Genomic DNA, 26,677 nt, shown 5'->3' with positions numbered 1-26,677 from the left:
GAGCAACCATGTGGGTTAGCGTGAACACATGGAATTCAGATACCTCGGAAACAGCGGCTTCAAAGTCTCGGAAATCACGTTCGGCAACTGGCTGACCCACGGTTCACAGGTGGAAAACGACGTCGCAACCCAGTGTGTGCGCGCCGCCCTCGATGCCGGCATCAGCACCTTCGACACGGCGGACGTCTACGCGAACACAGCAGCGGAAACCGTCCTGGGCCAGGCCCTGAAGGATGAGCGCCGCGAGTCCCTGGAAATCTTCACCAAAGTCTTTGGCCCCACCGGCCCCAAGGGCAAGAACGATCTTGGCCTGTCGCGCAAGCACATCATGGAATCCATCAACGGTTCGCTGCGCCGGCTGCAGACGGACTACGTGGACCTCTACCAGGCCCACCGCTACGACTTCGAAACGCCGCTGGAAGAAACCATGCAGGCGTTCGCGGACATCGTCCGGCAGGGCAAGGCGCTGTACATCGGTGTAAGCGAATGGACAGCGGAACAGCTCCGCGAAGGCCACAAGCTGTCCAGGGAACTGGGCTTCCAGCTCATCTCCAACCAGCCGCAGTACTCCATGCTCTGGCGCGTGATCGAGGCCGAGGTGGTCCCGGCGTCGGAAGAGCTGGGCGTGTCCCAGATAGTGTGGTCGCCCATGGCCCAGGGTGTCCTCAGCGGCAAGTACCTGCCCGGCCAGCCCGCCCCCGAAGGCACTCGCGCCACGGATGAAAAGGGCGGTGCCAAAATGATCCAGCGGTGGATGCGCGACGACGTCCTGGCAGCCGTGCAGGAACTGAAGCCGATCGCCCAGGAGGCCGGCCTCACCATGCCGCAGCTCGCTGTGGCATGGGTGCTGCAGAACCCCAACGTTGCATCCGCCATCGTGGGCGCCTCCCGTCCCGAGCAGATTGCCGACAGCGTGGGCGCGGCCGGCGTGAAGCTGGAGGCGGAGGTCCTCAAGCGGATCGACGACGCCGTCGGTGGCCTCGCCGAACGCGACCCAGCACAGACCAAGTCGCCGGCTACCCGGGAAGCCTAAGTGGCATCCCCGACGGAACTGCCGGACCTCGCTGTCAGCGGATCCACCGGAGGCCTGGGTGGAATGGTGGCACGGCAACTTGCCGCGTCCGGTTTCGCCCAGCGCCTGCTGGTGCGCGACGCCGAACGGGCCCCGCAGCTGGATGATGCGCATCCGGTGGTGTGTTCCTACGGGGACGGCGCCGCCTCCCGCCAGGCGCTGGACGGGGCGAAAGTCCTGTTCATGGTGTCCGCCGCCGAGGCCGAAGACCGGCTGCAGCAGCACTACGCATTCGTGGACGCTGCTGCGGCTGCCGGTGTGGAGCACGTGGTGTACACCTCCTTCTACGGGGCGGCACCGGATGCCACCTTCACCCTGGCCAGGGACCACTACGCCACCGAGGAGCGGATCAAGGCGTCCGGGATGGCGTACACCTTCCTGCGCGACAACTTCTACCTCGACTTCCTGCCGCTGATGACGGGCGACGACGGCGTGATCCGGGGCCCTGCCGGGGATGGTGTTTTCTCCGGGGTGGCGCGGGAGGACGTTGCCCGCAGCGCCCACGCCGTGCTGCGGGATCCCGCCATCCACACGGGCAAGACGTACGACCTGACCGGCCCGGAGGAACTGAGCATGGCGCAGGCTGCCGAGGTGCTGAGCGCCGGCACGGGGCGGCAGGTCCGCTACCAGCCGGAGACGGTGGAGGAAGCCTACGCGTCACGGGCTTCCTACGGCGCCCCGCAGTGGCAGCTGGACGCGTGGGTCAGCACCTACACGGCCATGGCGGCCGGCGAGATGGCAGGGCTTTCGCCGGATGTGCACGGACTGACCGGGCAGGACCCCATCAGCCTGGCCGAGTTCCTGACCCGGCCGGTGCTGTAGCCCGGTTAATTTCGTTGACGGGCGGGTTGGCCCGGCGTAGACCTGTGGCGGGGGGACTTTAGTCCGCCGAGCAGAATCGCACCGCCATGAATCCCAGCAACCAGCAGTCCACCCGGCAGGAGCCGGCGCCCGCTCCGGCGCCAGCCGCACAGCCTTCCTCCGGCCCTCTCACCCAGGAGGAACTGCAGCTCGCCGCCCGCAACCATTCCATGCCGCTGGAGGCACTACGCCGCGAGGTCACGCCGCCCGGACTCCACTACGTCCTCACGCACTTCGACATTCCCGACCTGGACGTTTCCTCCTGGCACCTGCGGATCGGCGGCGCAGTGGAACGTGCCCTCGAGCTGAGCATGGCCGCGCTTCGCCGCGACCCGGCCATCACTGTGCCCGTCACCCTTGAGTGCGCGGGCAATGGCAGGTCGCTCCTGGAGCCGCGGCCCCTCAGCCAACCCTGGGTCCTGGAGGCGGTGGGCACCGCACAGTGGACCGGCGTGCCGCTTGCCTATCTCCTGGGCAAGGCCGGTGTGCTGCCGGACGCGGCGGAGGTGGTGTTCACGGGGGCAGATGCCGGGGTGCAGGGCGGCGTCCCCCAGCGCTACGCACGCAGCCTGCCGATTCGCGAGGCCCTGCGTCCCGACGTCGTCCTTGCCTACAAGATGAACGGAGCCGTTCTGCCGCCGCAGCATGGTTATCCGCTGCGGCTGGTGGTCCCGGGCTGGTACGGGATGGCCAGTGTCAAGTGGCTGGAGTCCATCGAGGTGGCCAGGGCGCCGTTCACCGGGTTCCAGCAACAGGTTGCCTACCGCTACCAGAGCTCCGCGGACGACGGCGGGAGCCCGGTTTCGCGGATCAGGGTGCGTTCGTTGATGGTCCCGCCGGGGGTCCCGGACTTCTTCACCCGGCGGCGATTCCTCCGCGCGGGCCCGGTGATGCTGGAGGGCCGGGCATGGTCCGGGGAAGGTGCCGTGACCGCCGTCGAGGTGGGGATCGACGGCACCTGGCTGCCCGCCCACCTGGATAAACCGGCAGGTGGTTTCGCGTGGCGGAGGTGGAGCCTGCCCTGGGTCGCGGACCCGGGTGAACACGTCCTGGCCTGCCGCGCCACGGACATCACCGGCGCCACCCAACCACTGGAGCAGAACTGGAACTACCAGGGAATGGGAAACAACGTGGTGCAGCGGGTCACCGTGACGGTGGAGTGACGCTGGACCGGCTTCCCGGGGCGGCATCCCCTGGGGCTATACTCGGTGCCAATTATGACCAGCCTCCCATCTGCTCCCGCCAGTGTCCGAATCGATGCGTGGCTATGGGCCGTCCGCGCCTACAAGACCCGGTCTGCCGCCACGGCAGCCTGCCGCGCAGGGCATGTCCGGCTGAACGGCAATCCCTCCAAGGCGTCGGCAACACTGGTGACCGGTGATACCGTCACGGTCCGCATGCCAGGCTACGAGCGGATCCTTGAGGTGCGGCGGCTCATTGCCAAACGCGTGGGGGCCGAGGCTGCGTCGCACTGCTTCACCGACCACACTCCCCCGCGGCCCGTCCTTCCAGCGCTTGGGTTGCCGCAGCGCGACCGGGGCGCCGGACGGCCCACCAAGAAGGACCGCCGCGAGATGGAGCGGTTGCGGGGCCCTGCCTAGCGGACGTGCTGCCGCGTCAGGCACCCGCCTTGGTGCGTGCCTGCACCAGGTTGGCGAACGGCAACCGGCCATATTCCTCCACAAAGGCAGCGTGGTAACCCGCTTCCGCGCTGCTCAGCTGGCCGGCCGGAAGTTCCTTCCACGCAACGGCCAGTGATTCCGCGTCAGCGAGCTGCCAGACAAGCCGCCCGTCCCAGTGGCCGGGCGGCTTTCCTTGCCCAAAGTCAACGAACTCCTGGATCTGGCGCCGAAGCCCCCGGTTACCCTTGCTTCCGGGTCCGGCCTTTCCCAAGTAGAGAACGACCGCGGCGTCCACCCATTCGGTGGCCAACACGGCTTCGGGGAGGGAAGGGTCCTTCTTCTTGAAGACTCCGGCGGTGCTTTTCGTGAGAAAGCGCGCCTGGAAGTCTTCCGGCACAACGACGGCGAAGAGGCCTGTGCCCTGCGGAATCCTCATGGTTTCGAGGTTTCGGATAGGCCGGAATCCGGCGAAGCCTTCGACCTTCAGGCCCTTCCTGGTGAACTGCATAATTCATTGAACCGCATGGCACGGGCCATTGCTGCGTTTGCGTTTTCCACATAGGGACTTTGGGTGGCCGGGATTGTCACACCCTGCTGGAAGACTTTGGCTATGGAAGCGGTTTTGGAATCGGCGGCAGTACAACAGGGGGTGCGGTGCGCCGAACCTTCCAGTGTTGGTCCCACGCCATACCCGCCCGCCGTGCCTTCCATTGGGGATGTCCTGGACCTGCTCGCCCGGGTCCCGGTGCCTGCGGATGGTGCGGGCATGATCGAGCAGATTCGTGGGTTGGAGGATCTGAAGTCCTTGGCGGGTGCCCGGCAGGCTGATACCGCCGTGGCGTTTGATTTGTCCCAGCGGCGGGAGCAGGCCGCTGCCGGGGTTCCGGCCGCCGGGCAGGGTGCCGGGGTCGCGGCGCAGATCGCGTTGGCCCGGCGTGAGTCCCCGGCCCGGGGTTCCCGGTTGCTCGGCCTGGCCAAAACCCTCACCGGCATGCCGCACACGTTCGCCGCGTTCCGGACCGGCCTGTTGAGCGAGTGGCGGGCCACCCTGATCGTGAAAGACACCATCTGCCTGAGCACCGAGGACCGGGCCGGCGTGGATGAGGAACTCGCCGCCGACACCGGCGCCCTGAACGGCCTGGGCGACAGGGCCATCATCGCCGCGGTCCGCGCCGCCGCGTACCGGCGGGACCCCGCCTCGGTCGCGAAGCGCGCCAGCCGGGCCGTGGGCGAGCGGTGCGTGAGCCTGCGCCCGGCCCCGGACACCATGACCTGCCTGACCGCGCTGCTCCCCGCCGCCCAGGGCGTCGCCGCGTACGCCGCGTTGTGCCGGGACGCCGACACGGCCCGCTCGAACGGGGATCACCGGTCCCGGGGCCAGGTCATGGCGGACACCCTCGTCGAACGCGTCACCGGCACCCCCGGCGGGATCAGCGGGGTTCAGATCCAGCTCGTCATGACCGACCACACCCTCCTGCAGGCCGGCGCCGAACCCGCACGACTGCCCGGCTACGGCACCATCCCCGCCGAACAGGCACGCACCCTCGCCCTCACAGCTCCTGGTGAGACCGACTTCAACCTCTGGGTCCGCCGGCTCTACACCGCCCCCGGCACCGGCGAGCTGGCGGCCATGGACTCCACAGCCCGGCTCTTCCCGCCAGCACGGAAACGCTTCCTCCAAATCCGGGACGACACCTGCCGGACCCCCTACTGCGACGCACCCATCAGGCACCACGACCACGTCACCCCCTGGCACCACCGCGGACCCACCACCGCCGGAAACGGCCAAGGCCTCTGCGAAGCCTGCAACCACACCAAAGAAACCCCAGGCTGGGCCGCACAAACCATCCCCGGCCCACGGCATACGGTTGCAACCACCACCCCCACGGGCCACACCTACCACTCCACAGCACCACCACTCCCCGGCACCCCACCTGCATGAGGCACACGGTCATGCGGCTCTCAGGAACGGGGGCTAACCTTGGCGCGTGCCACCCCTTGAGATCCTTGTTTCTTCCTGGCAGTTCGACTGGGCCGCCGTGGCTTTCGCCGCCGCGGCCGGCATTCTGTACGGCTGGGGAATACGGTCAGCCGCGCGCCGGGGTCAGGGATGGCCAGTGTGGCGGGCGGTGGCGTTCTACGTCCTGGGTCTGGGCTCATTCATCGTCCTCACCTGCGGGTTCACTGGGGTATACGGAGCGCAGCAACGGTGGGCCTTCACCATCAAAATATCCCTGCTGCTCTTTGTCGTCCCGCTGCTGATCGGCCTGGGCAAACCGCTAACCCTCGCGCGGGCAGCACTGCCGGCCAAGGGCACAACAGCCTTGGACAAGGTCCTGTCCAGCAGGCCCGTACGGTTCGTCAGCAATTCATTTGGCGCGCCCCTGCTGGGACTGACCCTCTTCTCCACGTTCCTCACGCCGGCCTTCTTCACGCTGCGGACCGACCCCGCGGCAGGCGCCCTCCTCACCGTTGGCGTGCCGCTGCTGGGCATGCTGATGGCACTGCCGATCATCGAAGAGTCCGATTTCCAGCGCTCCAGCGCCTACCTGACCCTTGAATTCATGTTCGTGTTCATCGAGTTGCTGATCGATGCGGTCCCGGGCATCCTGCTGAGCCTCAACGGCCAGGTGCTCGACCACGTGATGTCCGTTCCCAACCCCCAATGGTGGTTCCGGGACGCTCTCCAGGACCAGCAGTTCGCCGGAAATTTGCTGTGGTTCATCTGCGAGGTGCTGGACCTGCCGCTGATCATCCTCATGTTCATCCGCTTCTCACGCAGCGACAAGAGGGAAGCAGGCGCCTTCGACGAACTGACCGACGAGCAGTTCGACGAACTTCAAAACCAGCACCTGCGTGGGCGGCAGTAACCATCCCGCGCCCGCTGCCCGGCACCGGGAAGGGTAGTGCGGAACTCGGTGTGTCCACCCTTTCCCGGGGAAGCGTAGAGTGACATAGGACGCCTGATTCTGGACGCCTCGCTGCCAAGGGAGAAATCGTGACGATTGATTGGGACGAAAAAAAGGCCCTGCTACAGGAACCGAATATCGCGAAGGTAACCCAACTTTGCGATGAGCTGATGGAAAAAAAGCCTGGTTCCACTGTCCCCTATATCGACCCCGTCCACGACGAGGACGAATGCAGGATCATCAGCCTCCAGGCCAGCCCCGGCAAAGGGACCGAGTCCGGGTTCGTCTCCCACAACAACGACGACGAAGCTGCCCGACGCGCCACGCAGATCTATGAGCTGGCCGAGCTGGACCCCCGCTACGTCATGCCGTGGAATGCCTACCCCTGGGTGCGTGAGAGCGGCAGCCCCTCCGCGCTGAGTGTCCAGGAAAAGACCGATGGGCTCCGCCCGTTCCGCCAGTTCCTGAAGATCAATTCCCGCGTTTCGGCCATCATCGCGCACGGCACGGACGCGTCCACATTCCTAACCCTCTTTGAGAAGACCTACCACTCATCGCTGAAGAACAGCGGCATCAAAATCTACAAGGCCTCCGCCCTCGGCGGCAGGGCCTTTGCTGTTTCCGAGGCCAAGCAGGAAGAGCTTCTCGCCAAGAGCGTCGAAACCTATCGTGACGCGATGCAGCGGGCGGGCATCCAGCACCTGTAAGGGAAAGTCACAGGGTTCTTTCAGCCACGCGGGCGCATACTCGTAGGTACCCGGACCGGCGAAAGAACCAGGCTGAACCTTGACGTCCCACACCAACCGCTCCCCCGGGGCGGCATCCCCAGCAGAGGCTGCCGCCGTACGCATGGCGGCCCTGCCCCAGCTCCGGCACTGGATTGCCGTGCCGGTCACGGCGGCTGTCTTGATCGTGGCCGCCGGCCTGGCCCTGCGGTTCATTCCGGCGCTGACGTCTGCGGACATGTCCGTGGATGCCGAGCTGAGCCGTGACCACACGGCGCCGCTGACGGGTGTGGCCATGTTCATCAATGTGGTGTTCAGCCCGGCAGGGGGCGTGCTGATGATCGCCGCCCTGTGCCTGTACCTGCTGCTGGTACGCCGGAGTCCTGTCAACGCGGTTGCCACAGGGCTCGTCGCTGCGGGAGGCTGGGTCAGCAGCGAACTGTTCAAAGTACTCGTGGCAAGGCACCGGCCGGACTCCACCGCCCTGTTCAACCCGCTGATCCCCGAACCGGGCACCGACAGCTTTCCCAGCGGCCACGTCGCACTGGCTTCCGCCCTGGCCATCGCCGTCTTCCTGCTGGCCCGCGGCACCAAGTGGCAGCGGCCCGCGGCCATCCTCGGAATCGTCGTGGCGGTTGCCGTCGCATTCTCGCGCGTCTACCTCGGTGTGCACTATCCCACCGACGTCACGGCGTCCTTCCTCACGGCAGCCACCGGTGCGGCGTTCCTGACGGGCTTGTGGAACCGGTTTGGCCTGGCGCTGCTGGCCCGCATACCGTTCCTGGCGAAGCTGGGCCCCGTCCCGGCACCCCAGGCCTGATCCACTGCCATGACGGGCTTCATTGACGGACTCCTGAACGTCAGCCCGCTTGTGGCGTACATCGCCGTCTTTTGCCTGGTGTTCGCCGAGGACGCCTTGTTCGTGGGTTTCGTCATCCCCGGTGAAACCGCCGCCGTCCTGGGCGGAGTGGTGGCCAGCCGGGGCGAAGTGCAGCTGGGCACCATGATGGCCCTGGTGGTGTGCGCGGCCGTCATCGGCGACAGCGTGGGCTACGAGGTGGGCAAGCACCTGGGCGGCCGGCTTATGAAGACGAGGCTGCTGGCCCGCCACTCCGGGAGGCTGGAAAACGCTCAGGACTTCCTCCGGCGCAGAGGCGGGTCCGCTGTGTTCCTGGGCCGCTTCACGGCATTTTTCCGCGCCGTCATGCCCGCCCTGGCCGGCACGTCCCGGATGCCCTACGGCCGCTTCATCGCCTACAACGCTGCGGGCGGCGTGGCCTGGGGCATCGGCTTCGTCCTGCTGGGCTTCCTCGCCGGCAACTCGTACGAGACCGTCGCCCAGGCAGTGGGCCGGGACCTCGCCGTCGTGATCGCCTTAGTGGCGGTGGCGGCGCTCGTCGCCTGGCATGTCCGTTCACGACGGCGGCAGCAACGGCGGCGCCCGGCCAGCCAAGGGCGGGACAAGGGCCCGTATTCATAGAAGGGTTTGACAGCAACTGTGACCAGTGCCATATTTAAGGCGTGAACCTGTCAGACAGCCGGACAGCAGGACAGCCTGCATCGTTCCGCCCCCTTGCCCGGCTGAGCGCTGCCGAGGCGGTGTTCAACGCCATCCGCCAAGACATCGAAACGGGCAACATCCCGGTGGGGAGCAAACTCAGCTCCGAGGCCACCCTCTCGCAGCAGTACGGAGTAAGCCGCTCGGTGATCCGGGAAGCCCTCCGCTCCTGCACCGCCCTGGGCCTGACGGTCACCCGGACCGGCAAGGGCACCTTTGTCATTGCCAGCAAGGTGGCCAACGACCTCACGTTGGGCCAGTACTCCGCCCGCGACCTTACCGAAGCCCGCCCCCACATCGAAATTCCCGCCGCCGGACTGGCCGCAGAGCGTCGAACGGAGGAGGAACTGGACACCCTCCGCCACATCATGGGTGCCATGGCCACCGAAACGGATCCGGAATCCTGGGTGGCCCTGGACTCCACCTTCCACGCCACCATCGCCCGTGCCAGCGGCAACAAAGTGTTCGCAAGCGTCGTGGCTGACATCCGGGACGCGCTGGCGCATCAATCCGAGACGCTGAACATGGTGGCAGACCGCCAACATGCTTCCGATATTGAGCACCAGCAGATCCTTGCCGCCATCGAGACCGGCTCCGCGGAAGAGGCCCGCGCCGCCATGGCCCACCACCTGGAGGCCGTGGGCGTGGCCCTGGACTCCATCCTCAACAGCTAGCAAGATCCAACCAACCCTCCCAAGGACCCCATGCCATCCCCCGTGTTTTCTGCTGCCCACACTGCTGCCCCGGCCGGGCTGTCCCTGCCGCAGCACACCCCACTGGTCGCCGCCGTCCGTGACGGCCTCGTGGAAAGTGTCCACTACGGCTCCGCGCTTGCCCTCGCGGCGGACGGCTCAGTGGCGGCATCGGCAGGGGACCCCCTGGCACCGTTCTACCCCCGGTCAGCGCTCAAACCCCTCCAGGCAGTGGCCATGGTCCGCGCCGGCCTTGAGCTTCCCGCCGACCTCCTGGCACTGGCCGCGGCAAGCCATTCAGGTGCGGCAGCACACCGCGACGGCGCGCTGCGCATCCTCGAAGTGCACGGACTTGCCCCCACGGACCTGGAGAACAGCACCGACCTGCCCTACGGCACGGCCGAACGGGAAGACTGGCTCAGCACCGGCGGCAGCGCTACCCGGATCACCCAGAACTGCTCCGGAAAGCACGCTGCCATGGTGGCCACCTGCCTGATCAACGGGTGGCCCGTCCAGGGCTATCTCGATCCCTCCCACCCGCTGCAGCAGCTGGTGGCCCGGACCGTCACCGACCTCACCGGCGAGGAGCCGGCCGCCGTCAGCACAGACGGCTGCGGCACTCCCTTGTTCGCCCTCACGCTGCGCGGCATGGCCCGCGCCTTCGGCCGGATCGCCCAGGCTGCAGCGGACGACGACGGCAGCCCGGAAGCCGCCGTCGGGCTCGCCATGCAGCAGCACCCCGGGATGGTGGCCGGGGACGGCCGCGACGTCACCGCACTGATGCGCCTGCTGCCCGGTGCCGTGGCCAAGGACGGCTTTGAAGGCGTGCAGCTGGTGGGCCTGCCCGACGGCGGTGCCGTGGCCGTCAAGATTTCCGACGGCGGCGACCGCGCCCGGATGCCCGCCACCGTCCGCCTGCTGGAGGCGCTGGGCGTGGAGACGGAGCCGCTTGCCGGCATCGCCACGGCCCCGGTGCTGGGCGGCGGCCACGAGGTGGGCCGGCTGCTGGCCACCGACTTCCTGAATCACCTGTCCGCACCCGTCAACGAAGCCCTGTAAGGACACCATGACAACCATCGAAACCGCCGCACCCGCACAGGTCCGGTCCGAGCACGACCTCCTCGGCGACCGGGACGTGCCCGTGCACGCCTACTGGGGCGTGCACACGCTCCGCGCCGTGGAGAACTTCCCCATCACCGGCCAGAAGCTGTCCTCCAACATGCACCTGGTCCGCGGGCTTGCCGCCGTGAAACTGGCCGCCGCCCGCACCAACCGCGAGCTCGGCCTGCTGGACGCAGAACGCGCCGACGCCATCGAGCAGGCATGCCAGGACGTCATGGCCGGCCGCCTGGCCGACCAGTTCGTGGTGGACGTCGTCCAGGGCGGTGCCGGGACGTCGTCGAACATGAACGCCAACGAGGTCATTGCCAACAGGGCCCTGGAAATCCTGGGACACCCCAAGGGCGACTACGCCCGGCTGCACCCCAACGACCACGTCAACCTCAGCCAGTCCACCAACGACGTGTACCCCACGGCCGTGAAGCTGGGCACCATCTTCGCCGCCCGGGAACTGCTGGCAGCCCTCGAAGAACTCGAGGATGCCTGCGCTGCCAAGGCACTGGAATTCCGCACCGTAGTGAAGATGGGCCGCACCCAGCTCCAGGACGCCGTGCCCATGACCCTGGGCCAGGAGTTCGGCAGCTACGCCGTGACCATCGGCGAGGACCGGCTGCGCCTGGCGGAGGCCGAGCTGCTGATCCACGAGATCAACCTCGGCGCCACCGCCATCGGCACCGGCCTGAACGCCCCTGCCGGCTACGCCGAGGCAGCCTGCCGGCACCTGGCGGAGATCACCGGGCTGCCCCTGGTGACCGCCGTGGACCTCATCGAAGCCACCCAGGACGTGGGCGCCTTCGTGCACCTGTCCGGCGTGCTCAAGCGCGTTGCCGTGAAGCTGTCCAAGATCTGCAACGACCTGCGCCTGCTCTCCTCCGGCCCGCGTGCCGGCTTCGGTGAAATCAACCTGCCGGCCGTGCAGTCCGGCTCCTCCATCATGCCCGGCAAGATCAACCCGGTCATCCCGGAGGTGGTCTCGCAGGTGGCCTACGAGGTGATCGGCAACGACGTCACCATCACCATGGCCGCCGAGGCCGGGCAGCTGCAGCTCAACGCCTTCGAACCGATCATTGTCCACAGCCTCCACAAGAGCATCTCCCACCTCGAGGCAGCCTGCCGCACCCTTACGGCCCGCTGCATCCGGGGAATCACCGCCAACACCGACCACCTGCGCCGCACCGTGGAGCAGTCCATCGGCCTGGTCACCGCTTTGAACCCCCACCTCGGCTACGCCACGGCCACGGCCATCGCGCAGGAAGCACTTGCCACCGGCAAGGGCGTGGCCGAGCTGGTCCTGGAACACGGGCTCCTCACCGACGCCCAGCTCCAGGAACTCCTGAGCCCCGAACGCCTGGCAAACCTCAGCAAGTAGTCCCCCAACTGCTCCCCGAAGGACACCCCCATGACTAATACTCCCCTTCCAGACCACTTGATTGATGGTGGTCACGCGCATGCGTCCGAGACTTCCCTGCACGCGGAGGACAAGGGTTACCACAAGAACCTGAAGCCGCGGCAGATCCAGATGATCGCGATTGGCGGTGCGATCGGTACCGGCCTGTTCCTGGGCGCCGGCGGCCGGCTCAACGCCGCGGTCCCTGCACGCGGAGGACAAGGGTTACCACAAGAACCTGAAGCCGCGGCAGATCCAGATGATCGCGATTGGCGGTGCGATCGGTACCGGCCTGTTCCTGGGCGCCGGCGGCCGGCTCAACGCCGCGGGCCCGTCCCTGGTCATCGCGTACGCGGTGTGCGGGTTCTTCGCGTTCCTGATCCTGCGCGCCCTGGGCGAACTGGTCCTGCACCGGCCCTCCTCGGGCTCGTTCGTTTCCTACGCCCGTGAATTCTTCGGCGAAAAAGCCGCGTTCGTCTCCGGCTGGTTCTACTGGATCAACTGGGCCACCACCACCATCGTGGACATCACCGCCGCCGCCCTCTACATGCACTTCTTCGGCAACTACGTCCCCTGGATGGCCGATGTCCCGCAGTGGGCCTGGGCACTGACCGCCCTCGTCGTGGTCCTGGCCCTGAACCTGGTCTCCGTGAAAGTCTTCGGCGAAATGGAATTCTGGTTCGCCCTGATCAAGGTCGCCGCCCTCGTCGCCTTCCTCATCATCGGCACCTACTTCGTCATCTTCGGCACCCCCGTGGACGGCCAGCAGGTCGGCATCAGCCTCCTGTCCGATAACGGCGGGATCTTCCCCAACGGCCTGCTGCCCATGATCATCCTCATGCAGGGCGTCCTGTTCGCCTACGCCTCCATCGAACTGGTCGGCACCGCCGCCGGCGAAACCGAAAACCCCGAAAAAATCATGCCCAAGGCCATCAACTCCGTGGTCTTCCGCATCGCCGTGTTCTACGTCGGCTCCGTGATCCTCCTGGCCCTGCTGCTGCCCTTCACCTCCTACCAAAAAGGCGTCAGCCCCTTCGTGACGTTCTTCGGCTCCATCGGCGTCCAGGGCGTGGACGTCATCATGAACCTCGTGGTCCTCACCGCAGCCCTGTCCTCCCTCAACGCCGGGCTCTACTCCACCGGCCGGATCCTGCGTTCCATGTCCGTCAACGGCTCCGCTCCCAAGTTCGCCTCCCGCATGAACAAGGCAGGCGTCCCCTACGGCGGCATCGCCATCACCGCCGTCGTCTCCCTCCTCGGGGTCCCGCTGAACTACCTCGTCCCGGCCGAAGCCTTCGAAATCGTCCTGAACATCGCCTCCGTCGGCATCATCATGACCTGGGCCACCATCGTGCTGTGCCANTCCACCGGCCGGATCCTGCGTTCCATGTCCGTCAACGGCTCCGCTCCCAAGTTCGCCTCCCGCATGAACAAGGCAGGCGTCCCCTACGGCGGCATCGCCATCACCGCCGTCGTCTCCCTCCTCGGGGTCCCGCTGAACTACCTCGTCCCGGCCGAAGCCTTCGAAATCGTCCTGAACATCGCCTCCGTCGGCATCATCATGACCTGGGCCACCATCGTGCTGTGCCAGATCCAGCTCAAACGCTGGGCCGACAAAGGCTGGGTCGAACGCCCCTCCTTCCGCATGTTCGGTGCCCCCTACACCGGCTACCTCTCCCTGCTCTTCCTCGTCGGCGTCCTCATCATGGTCTTCATCGACTCACCCCTGACCATGCTCGTCACCGCCATCGCGTCCGTCCTCATGGTCCTCGGCTGGTACGCCTGCCGCCACCGCATCCGCCAAATCGCCGAAACCCGCGAAGGCTTCACCGGGACGTCCCCGGTGGTGGCCAACGCGGCGGCTGACACCTTCAAGAAGTAACTGCCTTAAACGTCCGACGGCGGCACCTGGGTTCTGGAAGTCCGGAACCCAAGTGCCGCCGTCGGGGTTTAAAGGTGGCTCAGCCCGTCACTTGGACGGCTTGACCACCATGGCTGATCCGCCGCCGCGCCTGACCGGCTCGGCTGCGGCCAGGGTCCGTCCGTCGTCGAGGAACTCGATGGCGGTGGCGGCCCCGATCTCCGAGGCGGACGTGAACGAGTCACCCGACGGCGTCAGGATGTGGCCGAACCGGAACGTCAGGGCCGGGCCGTACTTGTCGATGAACGCCGGCTCTGCGGTTACCTTCTCGGTGTTCCGCTGGGAAGCCCGGGGGGCCGCAATGGCATCCGGGATGCTCATGCCCAGGTCAATGCGGTTGACGATGGTCTGCAGGACCGTGGTGATGATGGTGGAGCCGCCCGGGGAGCCCAGTGCCAGGAACGGCTTGCCGTCCTCGAGCAGGATGGTGGGCGACATGGACGACCGCGGCCGCTTGCCCGGCTCAATCCGGTTGGGGTCCTCGGCGCTGTAAACCGTGGAGAAGTCGGTGAGCTCGTTGTTGAGCAGGAACCCGCGGCCGGGAACAACCATGCCGGAGCCGCCGGTCTGTTCAATGGTCAGCGTGTACTCCACCACGTTGCCCCACTTGTCCGAGACGGTCATGTTGGTGGTGGAGATGTTCTCTGTGTCCTTCTCATCGGCGAGCGCGGCCGGTTCCGCCGGGCAGCTTCCGTCGTAGGAGGTGACGTTGCCGGGCTTCACGGGTTTGGGTGCCGCATGGTTGGGGTCAAGCTCGCAGGCGCGTTCCTTGCCGAAGACGGGATCGGTCAGCGATTCGGTGGGCACGTCCACGAAGGCGGGGTCACCCACATATTTTCCCCTGTCCGCGAAGGCCAGGGCGCTGGCCTCCAGATAGTGGTGCAGCACGGCCGGCTGGTCATTCTTCAGTGCCGGCAGGTCGAACACGTCCAGGATGTTCAGCGACTCCCCCACCGTGGTGCCGCCGCTGCTTGAAGGTGCCATGCCGTAAACGTCATAGCCGCGGTAGTTCACGTGCGTCGGGTCCTGGTCCAGGGCCTCGTAGCCGGCCAGGTCATCGGTGGTCATGGAACCCACGGGGACGGGGAGCTTGGTGTCCGGGGACTTGGGCGGGTTCTGGACCGTCTTGGCGATTTCCTCCGCGAGCGGGCCGGTGTAGAACGCGCCCATGCCCTTGCGGGCCAGCAGGCGGTAGGTGTCCGCGAGGTCGTGGTTCTGGAAGACCGAGCCCACTTCGGGCAGCTTGCCGCCCTGCAGGTACAGGTCCTTGGTGGAGGTGAAGGCCTCGAACCTCGCCTGGTTGTCTGCGGTCTGGCTGCGGAACGTCTCATCCACCACGAACCCGCGGTCTGCCACCTTGATGGCAGGTTTCAGTGCGTCCCCCAGGCTGATGCTGCCCCAGCGTTCCAGTGCCCGCTCCCAGGTGGCGGGCGTACCGGGAACGCCCACGGAGACGCCACTGGTGACGAGCTCCGGGGTGAACCGGTACGGCTTGCCGGTGGCGGGATCGATGAAGGCATCCTGCTTGATTCCTGCCGGCGCCGTTTCCCGGCCGTCGATGGTGCTGACCTTTCCGGACTTGGCGTCGTAGTAGACGAAATAGCCGCCACCACCGATCCCGGCGCTGTACGGCTCGGTGACTCCAAGCGTGGCTGCCGCGGCAACGGCCGCATCCACCGCGTTCCCGCCCTTGCGGAGGACCTCGCTGGCTGCCGCTGATGCTTCCGGGTCCACCGTACTGACCGCGCCGCCGTAGCCGGTGGCCGTGGGGTCCTTGTCTGTCTGCCGCGGATCGGCCGAAGCGGGGCTGATGGCCCCCGTGGTGACGCTCATCGCCAGCGCCGCAGTAACAGCTGCGAGCCGGCGTCCCAGATGTGGCATGGTGGCTCCTAAAGGGGATGTTGAGTGATGTGGGCCACGCTACTCTTCGGGTAGGACACACTCAACGACTCCGGGAAGGAAGGGCATCATGCCAGGATCCAAACTCGCGGTGGTGGGCGCCGGCAGCGTCGGCACTTCGCTGGCATACGCGGCACTGATCCGTGGTTCGGCCAGCAGCATTGCCTTGTTCGATGTCAACGCGCCCAAGGCGGAGGCGGAAGCCCTGGACCTTGCCCATGGCAGCCAGTTCGCTGCGGCGTCGGCCACGGTTGCGGGCGGCGGGGATATCGCTGTCACGGAAGGCGCCGACGTCGTGGTCATCACGGCCGGCGCCAAGCAGAACCCGGGCCAGAGCCGGCTGGACCTGGCCGGCACCAATGTGCGGATCCTGGAACAGCTGATGCCGCCGCTGCTTGAGCGGGCACCGGACGCCGTCTATGTCCTGGTGACCAACCCGTGCGACGTCCTGACGGTGGCGGCCCAGCGTATTTCCGGACTGCCCCCGCAACGGATCTTCTCCTCCGGCACCGTTCTGGACACGTCCCGGCTGCGCTGGCTGCTGGCCCGCCGGGCAGGGGTTTCCGTCTCCAGCGTCCACGCAAGCATGGTGGGCGAGCACGGCGACACCGAATTCCCGCTCTGGTCCGGCGCCACTATTGGCCCGGTGCCGATCCGCGAGTGGACAGAAGGCGGCGAGCGGATCTTCACGCCCGAATACCTCGCCGGCACTGCCACGGAAGTGGTGCAGGCCGCCTACAAGGTCATCGCCGGCAAGGGCGCCACAAACTACGCCATCGGCCTGTCCGGCGCCCGCATCGTGGAGGCGCTCCTGCGCGACGACAATGCCGTCCTGCCGGTTTCCACCGTCCTGTCGGGGCTTCACGGTATCTCCGGGGTGGCCCTGTCCCTGCCCAGCGTGGTGGGCCGCGGCGGCGTGCACCGCGTCCTGGAAACGCCCATGGACGACGGCGAACTGGCGGCACTGCGGCACTCCGCGGACACCCTGCGCCACACCATGGACGCGCTGGGCCTCTGAAAGGAAGTCATGCAACGCCGCCGCAACCCTCCCGGGCGACGGGTTCGCATAAGCTCACTTCCAGGTGCCAAACGCTGACCCGAACACGGCTGGCTCAACGACGAACCAACAGGAGTAGACCCATGACCAACTGGCGGATCAGGGATTTCCATTCGGCTGACCTGGACGGCATCCTGCACCTGTGGGAGACGCTGAAGGCCAACAACGTCGAGCCCGTCTACGCCCTCTCCGAGGTCCTCGCCTCCTGCGAGAAGGACCACGCCGTGGTGGCGGTGCTGGGTGAGCAGGTGGTGGGCGCCGCCGTCGGACGTGCCGCCCACGACCAGGGCTGGATCGTGTTCCTGGCCACCCTGCCCGAGTACCGCGGCCGCGGCATCGGCACCTCACTGTTGGCCGCCGTCGAAAACCGCATGGCCCCGCACGGCCTGAACAAGCTCTCGGCGCTGATGCCGGAATCCGAAACCCGGGTGGAGGCCTTCCTGGGCCGCGGCTTCGCGCTCAAGAAGAACCTCCGCTACTTCGAACGCACCATCCCGGTCCAGCGCCAGGAACTGGGCGCCCTCGGCCAGCTCGGCGGCCGCGTCCTGGCCCGCGACCTGTGGGAAAACGTGGCCGGCATGCGCAATGAAAAGGAACTGCTCGAACGCCGCCTGGTGCTTCCGCTCGCCGAGGCGGACCTGGCTGATGAATTCGGCGTGGTGCCGCCGCGCGCCGTCGTCCTGTTCGGCCCGCCCGGCACGGGTAAGACCACCTTCGCCAAGGCCATCGCGTCCCGGCTCGAATGGCCGTTCGTGGAAGTGTTCCCCTCCCGGCTGGCCGGCGATCCCCAGGGGCTTGCCGGCGCGCTCCGCGAAACCTTCCTGGAGATCGCCGAGCTGGAGCACGCCGTGGTGTTCATCGACGAGGTGGAGGAGATCGCGTCCCAGCGGGCCGGGGATCCGCCGTCGCCGCTGCAGGGCGTCACCAACGAGCTGCTGAAAATCATCCCCGCGTTCCGCGAACAGCCCGGCCGGCTCCTGGTGTGCGCCACGAACTTCATCCGGGCCCTGGACTCAGCCTTCCTGCGCCACGGCCGGTTCGACTACGTCATCCCCATCGGCCTGCCTGACCGGCAGGCGCGCGAGGCCATGTGGCAGCGCTTCATCCCCGCGGCCGTGGTGGACGCCGTGGACGTGGAGCTCCTAGTGGAACGCACGGAGGGCTTTTCGCCGGCGGACATTGAGTATGCCGCCCGCAGCGCGTCCCAGCGGGCGCTGGAGAAAGCAGTGTACGACGACGGCGGGCTGGCCTCGGGAGGCGACGTTTCGGTCCGGGAGGCGGTCCGGAAGGGTCCCTCAACCCAGGACTACCTCGACGCCATTGGTGATACCCGGACGACCGTGAGCGCCGAGGTGCAGGCGGACTTCCTGGAGGACATCGAAGCCCTGGGACGGGTGTAGCCTGCCGGCCTTCCGGCCGGGGCGTGGGGGACCTTTGCCTCTTTGCCCGGCTGCTGCGCACCGCCAAAGTGGTGCCCATGGCAAAGATCCTGATCCCGTACGGAACCTCGGAGGGCCAGACGGCCCGCATCGCCGACTACATCTCCGACGTGCTGCAGGCCCACGGCCACCAGGCCGACACACTGGACCTCAAGCACGCTGACCACGACCTCCCGGACGGCTATGACGCCGTCATGGTGGGCGCCTCGGTCCATGCCGGAAAACACGAAGGCTACGTGGCCGATTTTGTCCGCAGGAACTTGCCCGCCCTGCAGAACCTGCCGGCCGCCCTGTTTTCGGTCAGCCTCTCAGCCCACGGCGACCCGGAGGACGCGGAAAAGTACGTCGCGGAATTCGAGGACGGCACCGGCTGGCGGCCGGACAAGGTGGCGATGTTCGGCGGTGCACTCCTCTACACCCAGTACGGGTTCCTGAAGCGCATATTGATGAAGAGGATCGTCAGCAGCCAGGGCAGCCCGGATACCGATACCGGCCGGGACTACATCTATACGGAATGGGACGGCGTCCGCCGGTTCGCGGAGGAGTTCCTGGTCTACATGGAGCGGAATCCGGGTCCGGTGTCGTAGCGGAGGTTCTCGTAGTCAGTGTCGTCCGCCTCGTCCAGCTGCGCGTCGAATTCCTCCAGCAGCCAGGGATTGGCCCGCGACAGGATCTTCCGGACCTCGTCCACCTCCACGGCGGCATAGAGCACGGGCCGGGCATCCCGGTACTTGGTCACCGGAGGCTTGTCCGGCCACTTCGCCGCCAGCGCCTCGACACGCTCAGGCAGCGAGTTATGCGCGTTGTCGGCGATCTTGACCAAGGCGGCGTCATGGTCCTCGGCGATCTCACGGATGCCGGACTGGTAATCGTCGGGGTTGCTGTGCAACCGGTTGGTGACGCGCTCAATGATGTCCACGGAGCGCTCAGGGACGCCCATCTCCAGCAGGGCCTGCCGTGTCATCGGCGTGTCCTCGGCAATGTCGTGAAGGTAGCCCGCGATCCGGATCTCGTCGTCGAAGTCCGCCAGGGCATCTCCGACGGCCAGGACGTGGTCCCGGTAGGGCCGCTTCAGCTTGTCCTTTTGCCGGTTGTGGGCCACCTCGGCGAGGACTTTGGCGGTTTCCACCGTGAATGTTGGCGTCCGGCCCTGGGCCGGAATCTGCTCGTCTGACATCCACCAAGCTTAGCCAGCCGGCGGACGCTCCATCCCTGGCCACACCCAGGGTTCGCGGGGCAACTGTGCCGGGTCGAGGGCGTGCAGGGCCTGGTCCAGTGTTCCGGCGGGCAACCCCAGGGACTCCAGCAGCAGGTTCCGCACCTCCCGGGCTGTTACGCCGGCTTGGCCAAGGTCCGCCAGCGTGACCGCGCCGTCGCGCTTGGCCAGCCGCACGCCGTCGCGGTTCACCACCAAGGGCACATGCACATATTCCGGTACGGGAATATTCAGGAGGGAGGCCAGGTAGGCCTGCCGGGGCGTGGACGGGAGCAGGTCGTCGCCGCGGACCACCTGGTCAATGCCCTGCGCGGCATCATCCACCACAACGGCAAGGTTGTAGGCGGTCACGCCGTCGTTCCGGCGCAGCACGAAATCATCCACGACGCCGGTGAACGTCCCGTGCATGACATCCTGCACCGTGTAGTCATGAACGTCGGCGCGCAGCCGGATAGCCGCAGGCCGGGTGGACCGTTTGTCGTCGAGCTCTGCCCGGTCCAGGTTGCGGCAGGTGCCGGGGTAGGCCCCCTGTGGAGCGTGCGGCGCGGACGGCGCCTCCTGGATTTCACGGCGGGTGCAGAAGCATTCGTAGGTCAGCCCCGCCGCTTGAAGCCGGTTGATCGCCTCGGCGTAAACGGATCCGCGGCTGGTCTGTCGCACCACCTCCCCGTCCCAGGTGATGCCCACCGCCGCCAGGTCACGCAGCTGCACGGCTTCCGCACCGGCGCGGGCGCGGTCCAGGTCCTCCACCCGCAGCAGGAATCGGCGGCCGGTGGAGCGGGCGAAAAGCCAGGCGAGGATTGCGGTTCGAAGGTTCCCGACATGGAGTTCACCGGATGGGCTGGGGGCAAAGCGGCCGGCGGAAGTCATGGAACAACCCTAGACGGAAGCACACAAGAGCCCCTCAGCTACCGATGACTTCCGGGAACCGGGCGTCGGTAGCTCAGGGGCTCTTGCCGTGTTTGCAGAATGAGCGTGGTGTGAACAAGCCTCAATCAGCGGCAGCCTCCTTGCGGGAAACGGTGTCCAGGAGCCGGGTGGTGTGCCGGGGAACCTGTAGCCTGCGGGGGACCAGCGGTAGCTTTTGCCCTTGTTGCCACTATTCCAGCAGAAACCCTACAGTTGGGACAACCACCAGTACTTCAGTTGGTCAGACTGACCAATCCATGGAGTTCCCAGCGACAGGAAGTGATCAGATTGCAGGAACTGGACCCCACCGACCGGCGCATCCTCAGCGCCCTTGACGAGGATCCCCGGGTTCCCATCATGGTGCTCGCGCAACGCCTGGGCCTTGCCCGGGGAACCGTCCAAAGCCGGCTGGAGCGGATGGCGGCATCCGGAGCCCTCCGCCCCAACAGCAGCCGGGTGCTCCCAGCGGCACTGGGCCGCGGCGTGGCCGCCGCCGTGAGCGCTGAACTGGACCAGAGCCACCTCAACGAGGCCATCGCGGCGCTGCGCGACATCCCGGAAGTGCTGGAATGCCATGCCCCTGCCGGGGACACCGACCTGCTGATCCGCGTGGTGGCCAAGAGCCCGGACGATCTGTACCGGGTGTCCGAGGAGATCCGGCTCTGCCCGGGCATTGTCCGTACCTCCACGAGCATGTTCCTTCGCGAGGTCATCCCATACCGGACCACCGGGCTCCTGAAAGGCCGGCCGGAATAGCCGGCGGCCCACAGGGAACCTCTCCCCATCGCCGCCCGCAGGCTGCCCGGCTAGGCTGGCACGGAAGAGCCAACAGGGGGACAACATGGCGGGGAACTTTTACGGCGCGGATGTGGCGCAGCTGCGGCAACTGGCCAAGGAGCTGTCAGCCGGCGCCAACCGGCTTAATGCCCTGGGGCAGCAGCTCGGCAGCAGCATCGGCTCCGGCCTTTGGAAAGGGCGCGACGGCGACAGATTCCGCAGCGAGTGGACGGCATCGCACGCGAAACTGCTGAGGTCGGCCACGTCAGGGCTTGAATCGGCAGCCAGGACGCTCCTGGCCAATGCGGACGAACAAGAGAAGGCAAGCACCAGCGGTCCGGGCGGCGCCGGTGGGTCCGGAGCGGGCCGGTGGGGCCGGAGCGGGCGGGGCTGGCGGGACCGGCGGGGCTGGCGGGACCGGCGGGGCAAGCGCGCAGGACCTGACGGATATCCTCACCGCCATGACGCCTGCCGAGCGGCGCGCCTACCTGCAAAGCGACGAGTTCCGCCGGTGGGCCCAGGCAAACCCTGAAGCTGCCAAAGCCGCCATGGATGCCGCCGCGGACTCGGGCCTCATCAGCAAGAACTCCAAGGGGTACCAGGACTTCCTCAACGACTACTGGAACGGGCAGGCGATGCTGGCGATGGGCATCGATCCAGCCGACTGGGACACGTCCAAGGGCACGGAATACAACTGGGAGACCATCGCCAAGGTCTATGACTTCTACGGCCGCGCCTACCTTGCCAATCCCGACCTGCAGTGGGCAGGCATGGCCAACATGATTGGCCCGTCCTTCGCCGGCGGTTTCCGGGACATGGCCATGCTGCGGGACCTGGCCCAGCAAATCACCGACAACCCCGCCTCTGACATCCCGCTCCCGGTCCTTGACCAGCTGGAACAGCTCGCAGGCATGACGGACGACGAAATCCGTTTTTATGAGACCAGCATGCTGGACATGAACAAGGAAATCTTCCTGGACCAAGCCCGCCAGCACCAGGCGTACATGGACGGCGGCATCGCGGAGATCAACCGTCTTCGCGACTCGGGCGCCATCGACCAGGCCACGGCCAACGCGTGGGCGCAGATCGATTCCGGCGATCCCGGCCAGGTTCGCGAGGGCAACACCACACTCCTCTACCGCGAACAAAACGAAATCATCGCGGACGACTACGACGCCATGCGCAGCCACCCCGGAGGCGAAGCGGTTACGTACATGGTCACGCTCGCCGGGGAACCATCCATCCCGGGAGCCAGGAGCTACCCCGAGGTGTTTCCCTACACCTTCAGCGTGGAAAGCCCGGGGCCGGAAAACATCCCCTTCACCAGCTGGGACAATCCCGCCCAGTTCCGCACCGACTTCACCACCGGCTTCCCGGACGGAAACATCGCCAACGCGGACCAGCGCTGGAACCTCATCAGGCAGGACACCCTCCCCGCCTACCAGCACCTTCTGGCCACGGACCCCGAGGGTGCTGCACAGATTATCGGTTCCGATTTCAACGGGAGGGTGGCCCAATACCGGCCCACCAACAATATTCCCGGCATCATGGACCGGTTCCTTGACGGCTTCGACGCGGAGGTCCACCAGTGACTGCCACCCACCGCATCGCCGCACCCGGGCCGTGCGCCGCCGTCGCCAGTGCCCTGATGTCCCTCCTTGTCCTGACCGGCTGCCAGGCCGCCGCGCCGGCTCCGGCCGACCCCACCACCGCCACTTCATCTTCTGCAGGGAGCACCGTGAAAACCTCTTCGTTCTCCACCCTTGACGCCGCCGGTGTGGAAAGCATCCGCAACAGCCGGACGGCCCGCCTGGACATGAGCTCGGGGCGCCTTGAGAAGGAGGCAGTGCGGGTCACCAAGGACAGCTACGGCCCGGAGATCAACACCCGGGACTTAGGCAAGATCAGCCTCAGCATCCTGGCGCCCAGCGGTGAGATCACGGCCGAAACGGACCGGATCCGTTTCAACACCACGGACTCGCGCACGGATTTCAGCGAGGTGACCTACTTCCTCACCGCCGGCTCACCCGAGGAGTACTTCGAGCTGATCAGGGACGGCGTGCAGCGGTACGGGATAGCTGCGGATGCGGCCGAGGAATGGATCAGCAGCACCCAGGCGGACCCCGGCTCCAAGAGCGACTTCTCCATCACGCCCGGGACCGGCACCGGGCTGGTGGTGAACTACGATCTCCGCTACGACGGCAGCAAGGACACCCAGGTGATCATCGTCCACGTCCTCCCCGCACCCTGACCCGCCGGGCCACGCCTAGACCGGCGGTCCGGCGTTTGACTTCAGGTTCTTCATGACGAGTGTTGAAGTCAGCCGCTCGACGCCGGGCAGCGATGTGAGTTCGGTGTCATAGAAGCGCTGGTAGGCGGGCAGGTCCGCCGCGATGACCTTGAGCAGGTAGTCCGGGGATCCGAACAGCCGCTGGGCCTCCACGATGTTCGGGTTGTCCGCCACCCGGTTCTCGAAGATCTCCATGGTGGGCCGGTCCACCTGCCGGAGCGTGACAAACACGATCGCCTCGAATCCCAGGCCCACGGCAGCCGGGTCGACGTCCGCCTTGTACCCGCGGATGACTCCGGACTGCTCCAGGTCCCGCAGCCGCCGATGGCAGGGCGCCACGGTCAGGCCCACCTTCGAGGCGAGGGCGGTGGCGGTCATCCGGCCATCTTCCTGAAGGTGTCGCAAAATGTTTCTGTCGATGTTGTCCAGCACGCAATAAACATACTGCCTCTGCTGCGAGGCGCGCGAAAAAGGGACAGCACTTTTGGTGCCATTCTTCCTATGGTTGCTCCTGAGAGACGTTCGACAGGAGAAACCGATGAATCCGCAGCTGTTCCTGGCCTTCCTGGTGGTGGCCGCAGCCCTGGCCTGCACGCCTGGAGTGGATTGGGCGTACACCATCGCGGCCGGACTCCGGCAGCGCAGTTTCGTGCCCGCGGTGGCCGGGCTCTGCGGCGGCTACGTCCTGCACACCGCCCTGCTCGTGGCCGGCCTGGCCGCCGTGCTGGCCGGCATGCCCGGCGTCCTTGGCTGGATAACCCTGGCCGGCGCGGGGTACCTGCTGTGGCTCGGGGTGGGAACCCTGCGCTCCTGGCGCTGTGCGAGCTTCAGTGCGGATGCCGCCGTCGGGCCGGGGACCCAGCTGCGCACCTTCCTGCAGGGCATGGGCACCAGCGGTATCAACCCCAAGGGCCTGCTCTTCTATGTGGCCCTCATTCCGCAGTTCGTCAGCGCCGATGCGTCGCTGCCCGTGCCGGTGCAGTCGGGCCTCCTGGGCATGACGTTCGTGGCGCTGGCGGGCCTGGTCTATACGGTGGTGGCCCTGCTGTCGCGCACGCTGCTGCAGAGCAGGCCCGGCGCAGCGCGCGCGGTAACCCTGGCCAGCGGCATCATCATGGTGGTCCTGGGGACTGTGCTGCTCGGCGAGCAACTGTTGCCCTTCCTGGCCAACCGCTCATAGGCCAGCGGGTCCTAATCCCCGCTGAGTTCCCTCCAGTCCTGCTCCCAGATCCGGCGCATTTCCTCATCCTTGCGGATGGGCGCCGGAGCCTCCAGCTCCCGCTGGGGTTCAGGGTCACCGTGCCGGCGTCCCCAGTCGCGCGGATTCAGCGAGCGTCGGCTCGATTCCAGGACCAGCAGCGCCCGGTCCGTCAAGGCGTCATTGCGCAGCGCAAGGTGCGTCTTGCGGCGGCGGAGGACCTCGGCGATCGCCTGGTGGGCCGCGTCCAGCCGGCCTTCCCTCCGCAGGGCACGGGCACGGACCAGCAGCAGGGCAGCGGAGAGGTCGTCCGCGTTCAGCAGTCCCTCCGTCCAGTCGATGACCGTGCGGCTTCGGCCCAGGCTGAGGGCAAGGGAGCAGCGGGCCAGGGCCATGGGAAGCGACGGCGGCAGCCCGGTCAGCGAGTCGAGCGCAGCCTCGGTGCGGCCGGTCTCGCGCAGCGAGTGGGCCAGGGCCAGGAACACCGATTCCTCGCTGAACAGGACGGGGATCTCCACCCGCTCAGCCAGCTCGATCCGCGTGACGATCCTGGTGAGGTAGGTGGAGGAGTACCTGTTGGCTTCATCGTCGTTCCTGGTGGTGAGCCCCCGCTGAAGGAGCTCGGAAGCACGCAGATAGCCGCCGTGTTTGTACACCAGCAGCCCGGCCATCAGGTAGCAGAGCCCGGCCCATCCGGGGTAGGCGCGCGCCAGGGCGATCAGCCGTTCCGGCTCGCGGCTGGTGAAGACGGCTTCGTGGACCGCTTTGGCAGGCTTGGGCATCAGCCGCTTGAGCCGGGGCACCTCGCCGTCGATAGACAGCAATGCGGGGTTCCGCCCACCCAGGACACCGGTCAGCAGGCCACCCACTCCCCCGGCGAGATCATGGACCGGAGTGCGCAGCTGTGCCTGTCCGAAAGGTGTGAGATCGCGGCTGTCCCAGTAGATCGGTGCAGTCTCCCCGGCGCTCATCCTTAAATGCTAACCGTGAGTTCAGAGCCCCCCCCTCCCCAGTCCGGGCCCCAGGGCAGTCAGTTCCTGGCCATGAACCATTCGGTAAAGGCGGAGGCCCGGCCGGACCCGTCAAACCTGATGACCCACAGGTTGTCATACGTGGAGCGGCCGCCCGAGTACGCGGTGACGCCCTGGACAAAGGCCGTGTTGCCGTCGCATCCGAGCAGCTCCCAGCTGAATGTCCAGTCGGCCGGCTCGTCGCGTGCGGCGAGCCAGCCTTCGACGATCCCGTCGTCGCCCCGCCAGGGTTCCGGATCGTGGGGACGGGTTTCATAGACCGCGTCAGGGGTGAACAGGGCGCGGATGTCATCGGCGCCGTTGCTGTTCCAGGCCGCCTGGTACTTTTCCATCCAAGCGTGGACAAGATCCTCTGCCGACGCACGGCCTTTTGCTGAAGCTGGCTGGGTCATACCTAGGTTGTACCCGCGCCGCAGTGCCGGCGCAACGGCGTCACCCGTTGGCGGCTGCTACCCACACGCCGATCACCCAGGTGCTGGCAGCAAGGCAGGCGAGCCCGAATTCAGCGAGCATACCCACGCCGGTGGCCTTCAGGGCGGCCCAGCTGGACCTCGCCGCCGTCGTAAAGTTCCGCGTGCGGAGGAACTCGCTGGCCAGCAGGCCGGCAGCAAAGCCCACGAAGAGCCCCACCACGGGGATGATGAACATCCCCACGACGCCCGCCACCAAGGCCACCACGATGCTGCGGCTGGGAATGGCGTGCTGCTTGAGTTTCCTGCCGGTCAGGACGGCACCTGCCGTCATTCCCGCGGCGACGAAAATCATTGCCACCGCAAACACCACCCAGCCCGCCGTCCCGGCACCGCCCCAGATGGCCCACGCCAGCAGGCTGACACCGATCAGCACGCTCCCGGGCAGGACGGGAATGATCGTGCCGGCCACCCCCACCAGGATCGCCAGGCCGCACAGGATGGTCACCACGGTCTCGGAGCTCATGATGCCCAGTCTAGGTGGCCCGGTTCAGCGCCCTAAACGCCCGACGGCGGTGCCTCCTT

General features: G+C 66.9%; 27 protein-coding genes and 3 pseudogenes. 22 read left to right on the top strand and 8 right to left on the bottom strand.

What is annotated here, in order from left to right; translation table 11 throughout:
* Positions 1-28 precede the first annotated feature (28 nt).
* The 4 genes from BACI349Y_RS01255 to BACI349Y_RS01240 all read left to right on the top strand — a co-directional run bounded on the left by BACI349Y_RS01255 (position 29) and on the right by BACI349Y_RS01240 (position 3,534).
* On the top strand, positions 29-1,033 hold the full coding sequence (locus tag BACI349Y_RS01255) for an aldo/keto reductase family protein (RefSeq protein ID WP_159629735.1): 1,005 nt from the start codon (positions 29-31) through the stop codon (positions 1,031-1,033).
* Complete coding sequence (locus BACI349Y_RS01250; protein WP_159629733.1) at positions 1,034-1,894, top strand: SDR family oxidoreductase; 861 nt, start codon at positions 1,034-1,036, stop codon at positions 1,892-1,894. It begins immediately after the preceding gene.
* A gap of 86 nt (positions 1,895-1,980) precedes the next feature.
* On the top strand, positions 1,981-3,096 hold the full coding sequence (locus BACI349Y_RS01245) for a sulfite oxidase (protein WP_159629731.1): 1,116 nt from the start codon (positions 1,981-1,983) through the stop codon (positions 3,094-3,096).
* 54 nt (positions 3,097-3,150) lie between these two features.
* On the top strand, positions 3,151-3,534 hold the full coding sequence (locus tag BACI349Y_RS01240; RefSeq protein ID WP_142070227.1) for an RNA-binding S4 domain-containing protein: 384 nt from the start codon (positions 3,151-3,153) through the stop codon (positions 3,532-3,534).
* A 16-nt stretch (positions 3,535-3,550) separates the two neighbouring features.
* Here the strand turns inward: BACI349Y_RS01240 and BACI349Y_RS01235 are convergent, their stop codons facing one another.
* Positions 3,551-4,063 carry a hypothetical protein gene (locus tag BACI349Y_RS01235; RefSeq protein ID WP_159629729.1) on the bottom strand — a complete coding sequence of 171 codons (513 nt, stop codon included), beginning with the start codon at positions 4,061-4,063 and terminating at the stop codon, positions 3,551-3,553.
* A gap of 258 nt (positions 4,064-4,321) precedes the next feature.
* Between BACI349Y_RS01235 and BACI349Y_RS01230 the strand changes: the two genes are divergently transcribed.
* From BACI349Y_RS01230 to BACI349Y_RS01185, 11 genes and pseudogenes are all read left to right on the top strand, one after another.
* Positions 4,322-5,497 (top strand): HNH endonuclease, encoded by a 1,176-nt coding sequence (locus tag BACI349Y_RS01230; RefSeq protein WP_236560951.1) that lies wholly within the window; start codon positions 4,322-4,324, stop codon positions 5,495-5,497.
* A 46-nt stretch (positions 5,498-5,543) separates the two neighbouring features.
* The gene (locus BACI349Y_RS01225; protein WP_159629725.1) at positions 5,544-6,425 is read left to right on the top strand and encodes a cytochrome c oxidase assembly protein; all 882 of its coding nucleotides are present in this window, start codon (positions 5,544-5,546) and stop codon (positions 6,423-6,425) included.
* Positions 6,426-6,634: 209 nt separating this feature from the next.
* Positions 6,635-7,171 carry a uracil-DNA glycosylase gene (locus BACI349Y_RS01220; protein ID WP_236560681.1) on the top strand — a complete coding sequence of 179 codons (537 nt, stop codon included), beginning with the start codon at positions 6,635-6,637 and terminating at the stop codon, positions 7,169-7,171.
* Positions 7,172-7,250: 79 nt separating this feature from the next.
* Positions 7,251-8,009, top strand: coding sequence for a phosphatase PAP2 family protein (locus tag BACI349Y_RS01215; protein ID WP_236560679.1), 759 nt, complete (start codon positions 7,251-7,253; stop codon positions 8,007-8,009).
* Between the two features lie 9 nt (positions 8,010-8,018).
* Positions 8,019-8,669, top strand: a complete 651-nt coding sequence (locus BACI349Y_RS01210) for a DedA family protein (protein ID WP_159629721.1) — start codon at positions 8,019-8,021, stop codon at positions 8,667-8,669.
* A 41-nt stretch (positions 8,670-8,710) separates the two neighbouring features.
* Complete coding sequence (locus BACI349Y_RS01205; protein WP_159629719.1) at positions 8,711-9,421, top strand: FadR/GntR family transcriptional regulator; 711 nt, start codon at positions 8,711-8,713, stop codon at positions 9,419-9,421.
* Positions 9,422-9,451: 30 nt separating this feature from the next.
* On the top strand, positions 9,452-10,498 hold the full coding sequence (locus BACI349Y_RS01200) for an asparaginase (RefSeq protein WP_159629717.1): 1,047 nt from the start codon (positions 9,452-9,454) through the stop codon (positions 10,496-10,498).
* 7 nt (positions 10,499-10,505) lie between these two features.
* Entirely contained in the window at positions 10,506-11,927 is a 1,422-nt protein-coding gene (locus BACI349Y_RS01195) for an aspartate ammonia-lyase (RefSeq protein ID WP_159629715.1), read from the top strand.
* A 30-nt stretch (positions 11,928-11,957) separates the two neighbouring features.
* Positions 11,958-12,155: pseudogene (locus BACI349Y_RS20475) on the top strand (amino acid permease); the annotation flags it as partial.
* A pseudogene (locus BACI349Y_RS01190) lies at positions 12,151-13,307 on the top strand (amino acid permease); the annotation flags it as partial. The pseudogenes BACI349Y_RS20475 and BACI349Y_RS01190, both read left to right, overlap by 5 nt.
* A gap of 1 nt (position 13,308) precedes the next feature.
* Positions 13,309-13,827: pseudogene (locus tag BACI349Y_RS01185) on the top strand (amino acid permease); the annotation flags it as partial.
* A gap of 87 nt (positions 13,828-13,914) precedes the next feature.
* Here BACI349Y_RS01185 and ggt read toward each other — a convergent pair.
* Positions 13,915-15,747 (bottom strand): gamma-glutamyltransferase, encoded by a 1,833-nt coding sequence (gene ggt, locus BACI349Y_RS01180; protein ID WP_159629713.1) that lies wholly within the window; start codon positions 15,745-15,747, stop codon positions 13,915-13,917.
* Between the two features lie 88 nt (positions 15,748-15,835).
* On the opposite strand from ggt, the gene BACI349Y_RS01175 reads away from it, so the two are divergent.
* The 3 genes from BACI349Y_RS01175 to BACI349Y_RS01165 all read left to right on the top strand — a co-directional run bounded on the left by BACI349Y_RS01175 (position 15,836) and on the right by BACI349Y_RS01165 (position 18,848).
* Positions 15,836-16,783, top strand: a complete 948-nt coding sequence (locus BACI349Y_RS01175) for an L-lactate dehydrogenase (RefSeq protein ID WP_159629711.1) — start codon at positions 15,836-15,838, stop codon at positions 16,781-16,783.
* A gap of 122 nt (positions 16,784-16,905) precedes the next feature.
* The gene (locus tag BACI349Y_RS01170; protein ID WP_159629709.1) at positions 16,906-18,222 is read left to right on the top strand and encodes an ATP-binding protein; all 1,317 of its coding nucleotides are present in this window, start codon (positions 16,906-16,908) and stop codon (positions 18,220-18,222) included.
* Between the two features lie 77 nt (positions 18,223-18,299).
* Positions 18,300-18,848: a flavodoxin domain-containing protein gene (locus tag BACI349Y_RS01165; protein WP_159629707.1), complete on the top strand. Its 549-nt coding sequence runs from the start codon at positions 18,300-18,302 to the stop codon at positions 18,846-18,848.
* Here BACI349Y_RS01165 and BACI349Y_RS01160 read toward each other — a convergent pair.
* Complete coding sequence (locus tag BACI349Y_RS01160; protein ID WP_159629705.1) at positions 18,815-19,438, bottom strand: HD domain-containing protein; 624 nt, start codon at positions 19,436-19,438, stop codon at positions 18,815-18,817. The two genes, BACI349Y_RS01165 and BACI349Y_RS01160, sit on opposite strands and share 34 nt — an antisense overlap.
* A 9-nt stretch (positions 19,439-19,447) precedes the next feature.
* Positions 19,448-20,347, bottom strand: coding sequence for a tRNA glutamyl-Q(34) synthetase GluQRS (gene gluQRS, locus BACI349Y_RS01155; RefSeq protein ID WP_159629703.1), 900 nt, complete (start codon positions 20,345-20,347; stop codon positions 19,448-19,450).
* A gap of 327 nt (positions 20,348-20,674) precedes the next feature.
* Here gluQRS and BACI349Y_RS01150 point away from each other — a divergent pair, with 327 nt between their 5' ends.
* From BACI349Y_RS01150 to BACI349Y_RS01140, 3 genes are all read left to right on the top strand, one after another.
* A complete protein-coding gene (locus tag BACI349Y_RS01150; RefSeq protein ID WP_201302486.1) occupies positions 20,675-21,142 on the top strand; it encodes an Lrp/AsnC family transcriptional regulator in 468 nt (155 codons plus the stop codon).
* 482 nt (positions 21,143-21,624) lie between these two features.
* On the top strand, positions 21,625-22,755 hold the full coding sequence (locus BACI349Y_RS01145) for a WXG100 family type VII secretion target (RefSeq protein WP_328699833.1): 1,131 nt from the start codon (positions 21,625-21,627) through the stop codon (positions 22,753-22,755).
* A 56-nt stretch (positions 22,756-22,811) separates the two neighbouring features.
* The gene (locus BACI349Y_RS01140; RefSeq protein WP_224027235.1) at positions 22,812-23,414 is read left to right on the top strand and encodes a hypothetical protein; all 603 of its coding nucleotides are present in this window, start codon (positions 22,812-22,814) and stop codon (positions 23,412-23,414) included.
* A 15-nt stretch (positions 23,415-23,429) separates the two neighbouring features.
* Here BACI349Y_RS01140 and BACI349Y_RS01135 read toward each other — a convergent pair whose 3' ends face one another.
* On the bottom strand, positions 23,430-23,885 hold the full coding sequence (locus tag BACI349Y_RS01135; RefSeq protein WP_082006995.1) for an Lrp/AsnC family transcriptional regulator: 456 nt from the start codon (positions 23,883-23,885) through the stop codon (positions 23,430-23,432).
* Between the two features lie 106 nt (positions 23,886-23,991).
* Here BACI349Y_RS01135 and BACI349Y_RS01130 point away from each other — a divergent pair, with 106 nt between their 5' ends.
* Positions 23,992-24,633 (top strand): LysE family translocator, encoded by a 642-nt coding sequence (locus BACI349Y_RS01130; RefSeq protein WP_159629697.1) that lies wholly within the window; start codon positions 23,992-23,994, stop codon positions 24,631-24,633.
* Between the two features lie 11 nt (positions 24,634-24,644).
* Here the strand turns inward: BACI349Y_RS01130 and BACI349Y_RS01125 are convergent, their stop codons facing one another.
* From BACI349Y_RS01125 to BACI349Y_RS01115, 3 genes are read right to left on the bottom strand one after another with little or no spacing between them, the layout of a single operon-like run.
* Entirely contained in the window at positions 24,645-25,622 is a 978-nt protein-coding gene (locus BACI349Y_RS01125) for a hypothetical protein (RefSeq protein WP_159629695.1), read from the bottom strand.
* A gap of 59 nt (positions 25,623-25,681) precedes the next feature.
* Positions 25,682-26,074: a nuclear transport factor 2 family protein gene (locus tag BACI349Y_RS01120; RefSeq protein WP_159629693.1), complete on the bottom strand. Its 393-nt coding sequence runs from the start codon at positions 26,072-26,074 to the stop codon at positions 25,682-25,684.
* Positions 26,075-26,114: 40 nt separating this feature from the next.
* Entirely contained in the window at positions 26,115-26,618 is a 504-nt protein-coding gene (locus BACI349Y_RS01115; protein ID WP_159629691.1) for a DUF456 domain-containing protein, read from the bottom strand.
* Positions 26,619-26,677 lie beyond the last annotated feature (59 nt).

The organism is Arthrobacter sp. 8AJ (assembly GCF_902506025.1).
Lineage (GTDB): Bacteria > Actinomycetota > Actinomycetes > Actinomycetales > Micrococcaceae > Arthrobacter.
The sequence above is the reverse complement of the archived record's forward strand: the minus strand, read 5'-3'. Positions and strand labels throughout refer to the sequence as shown.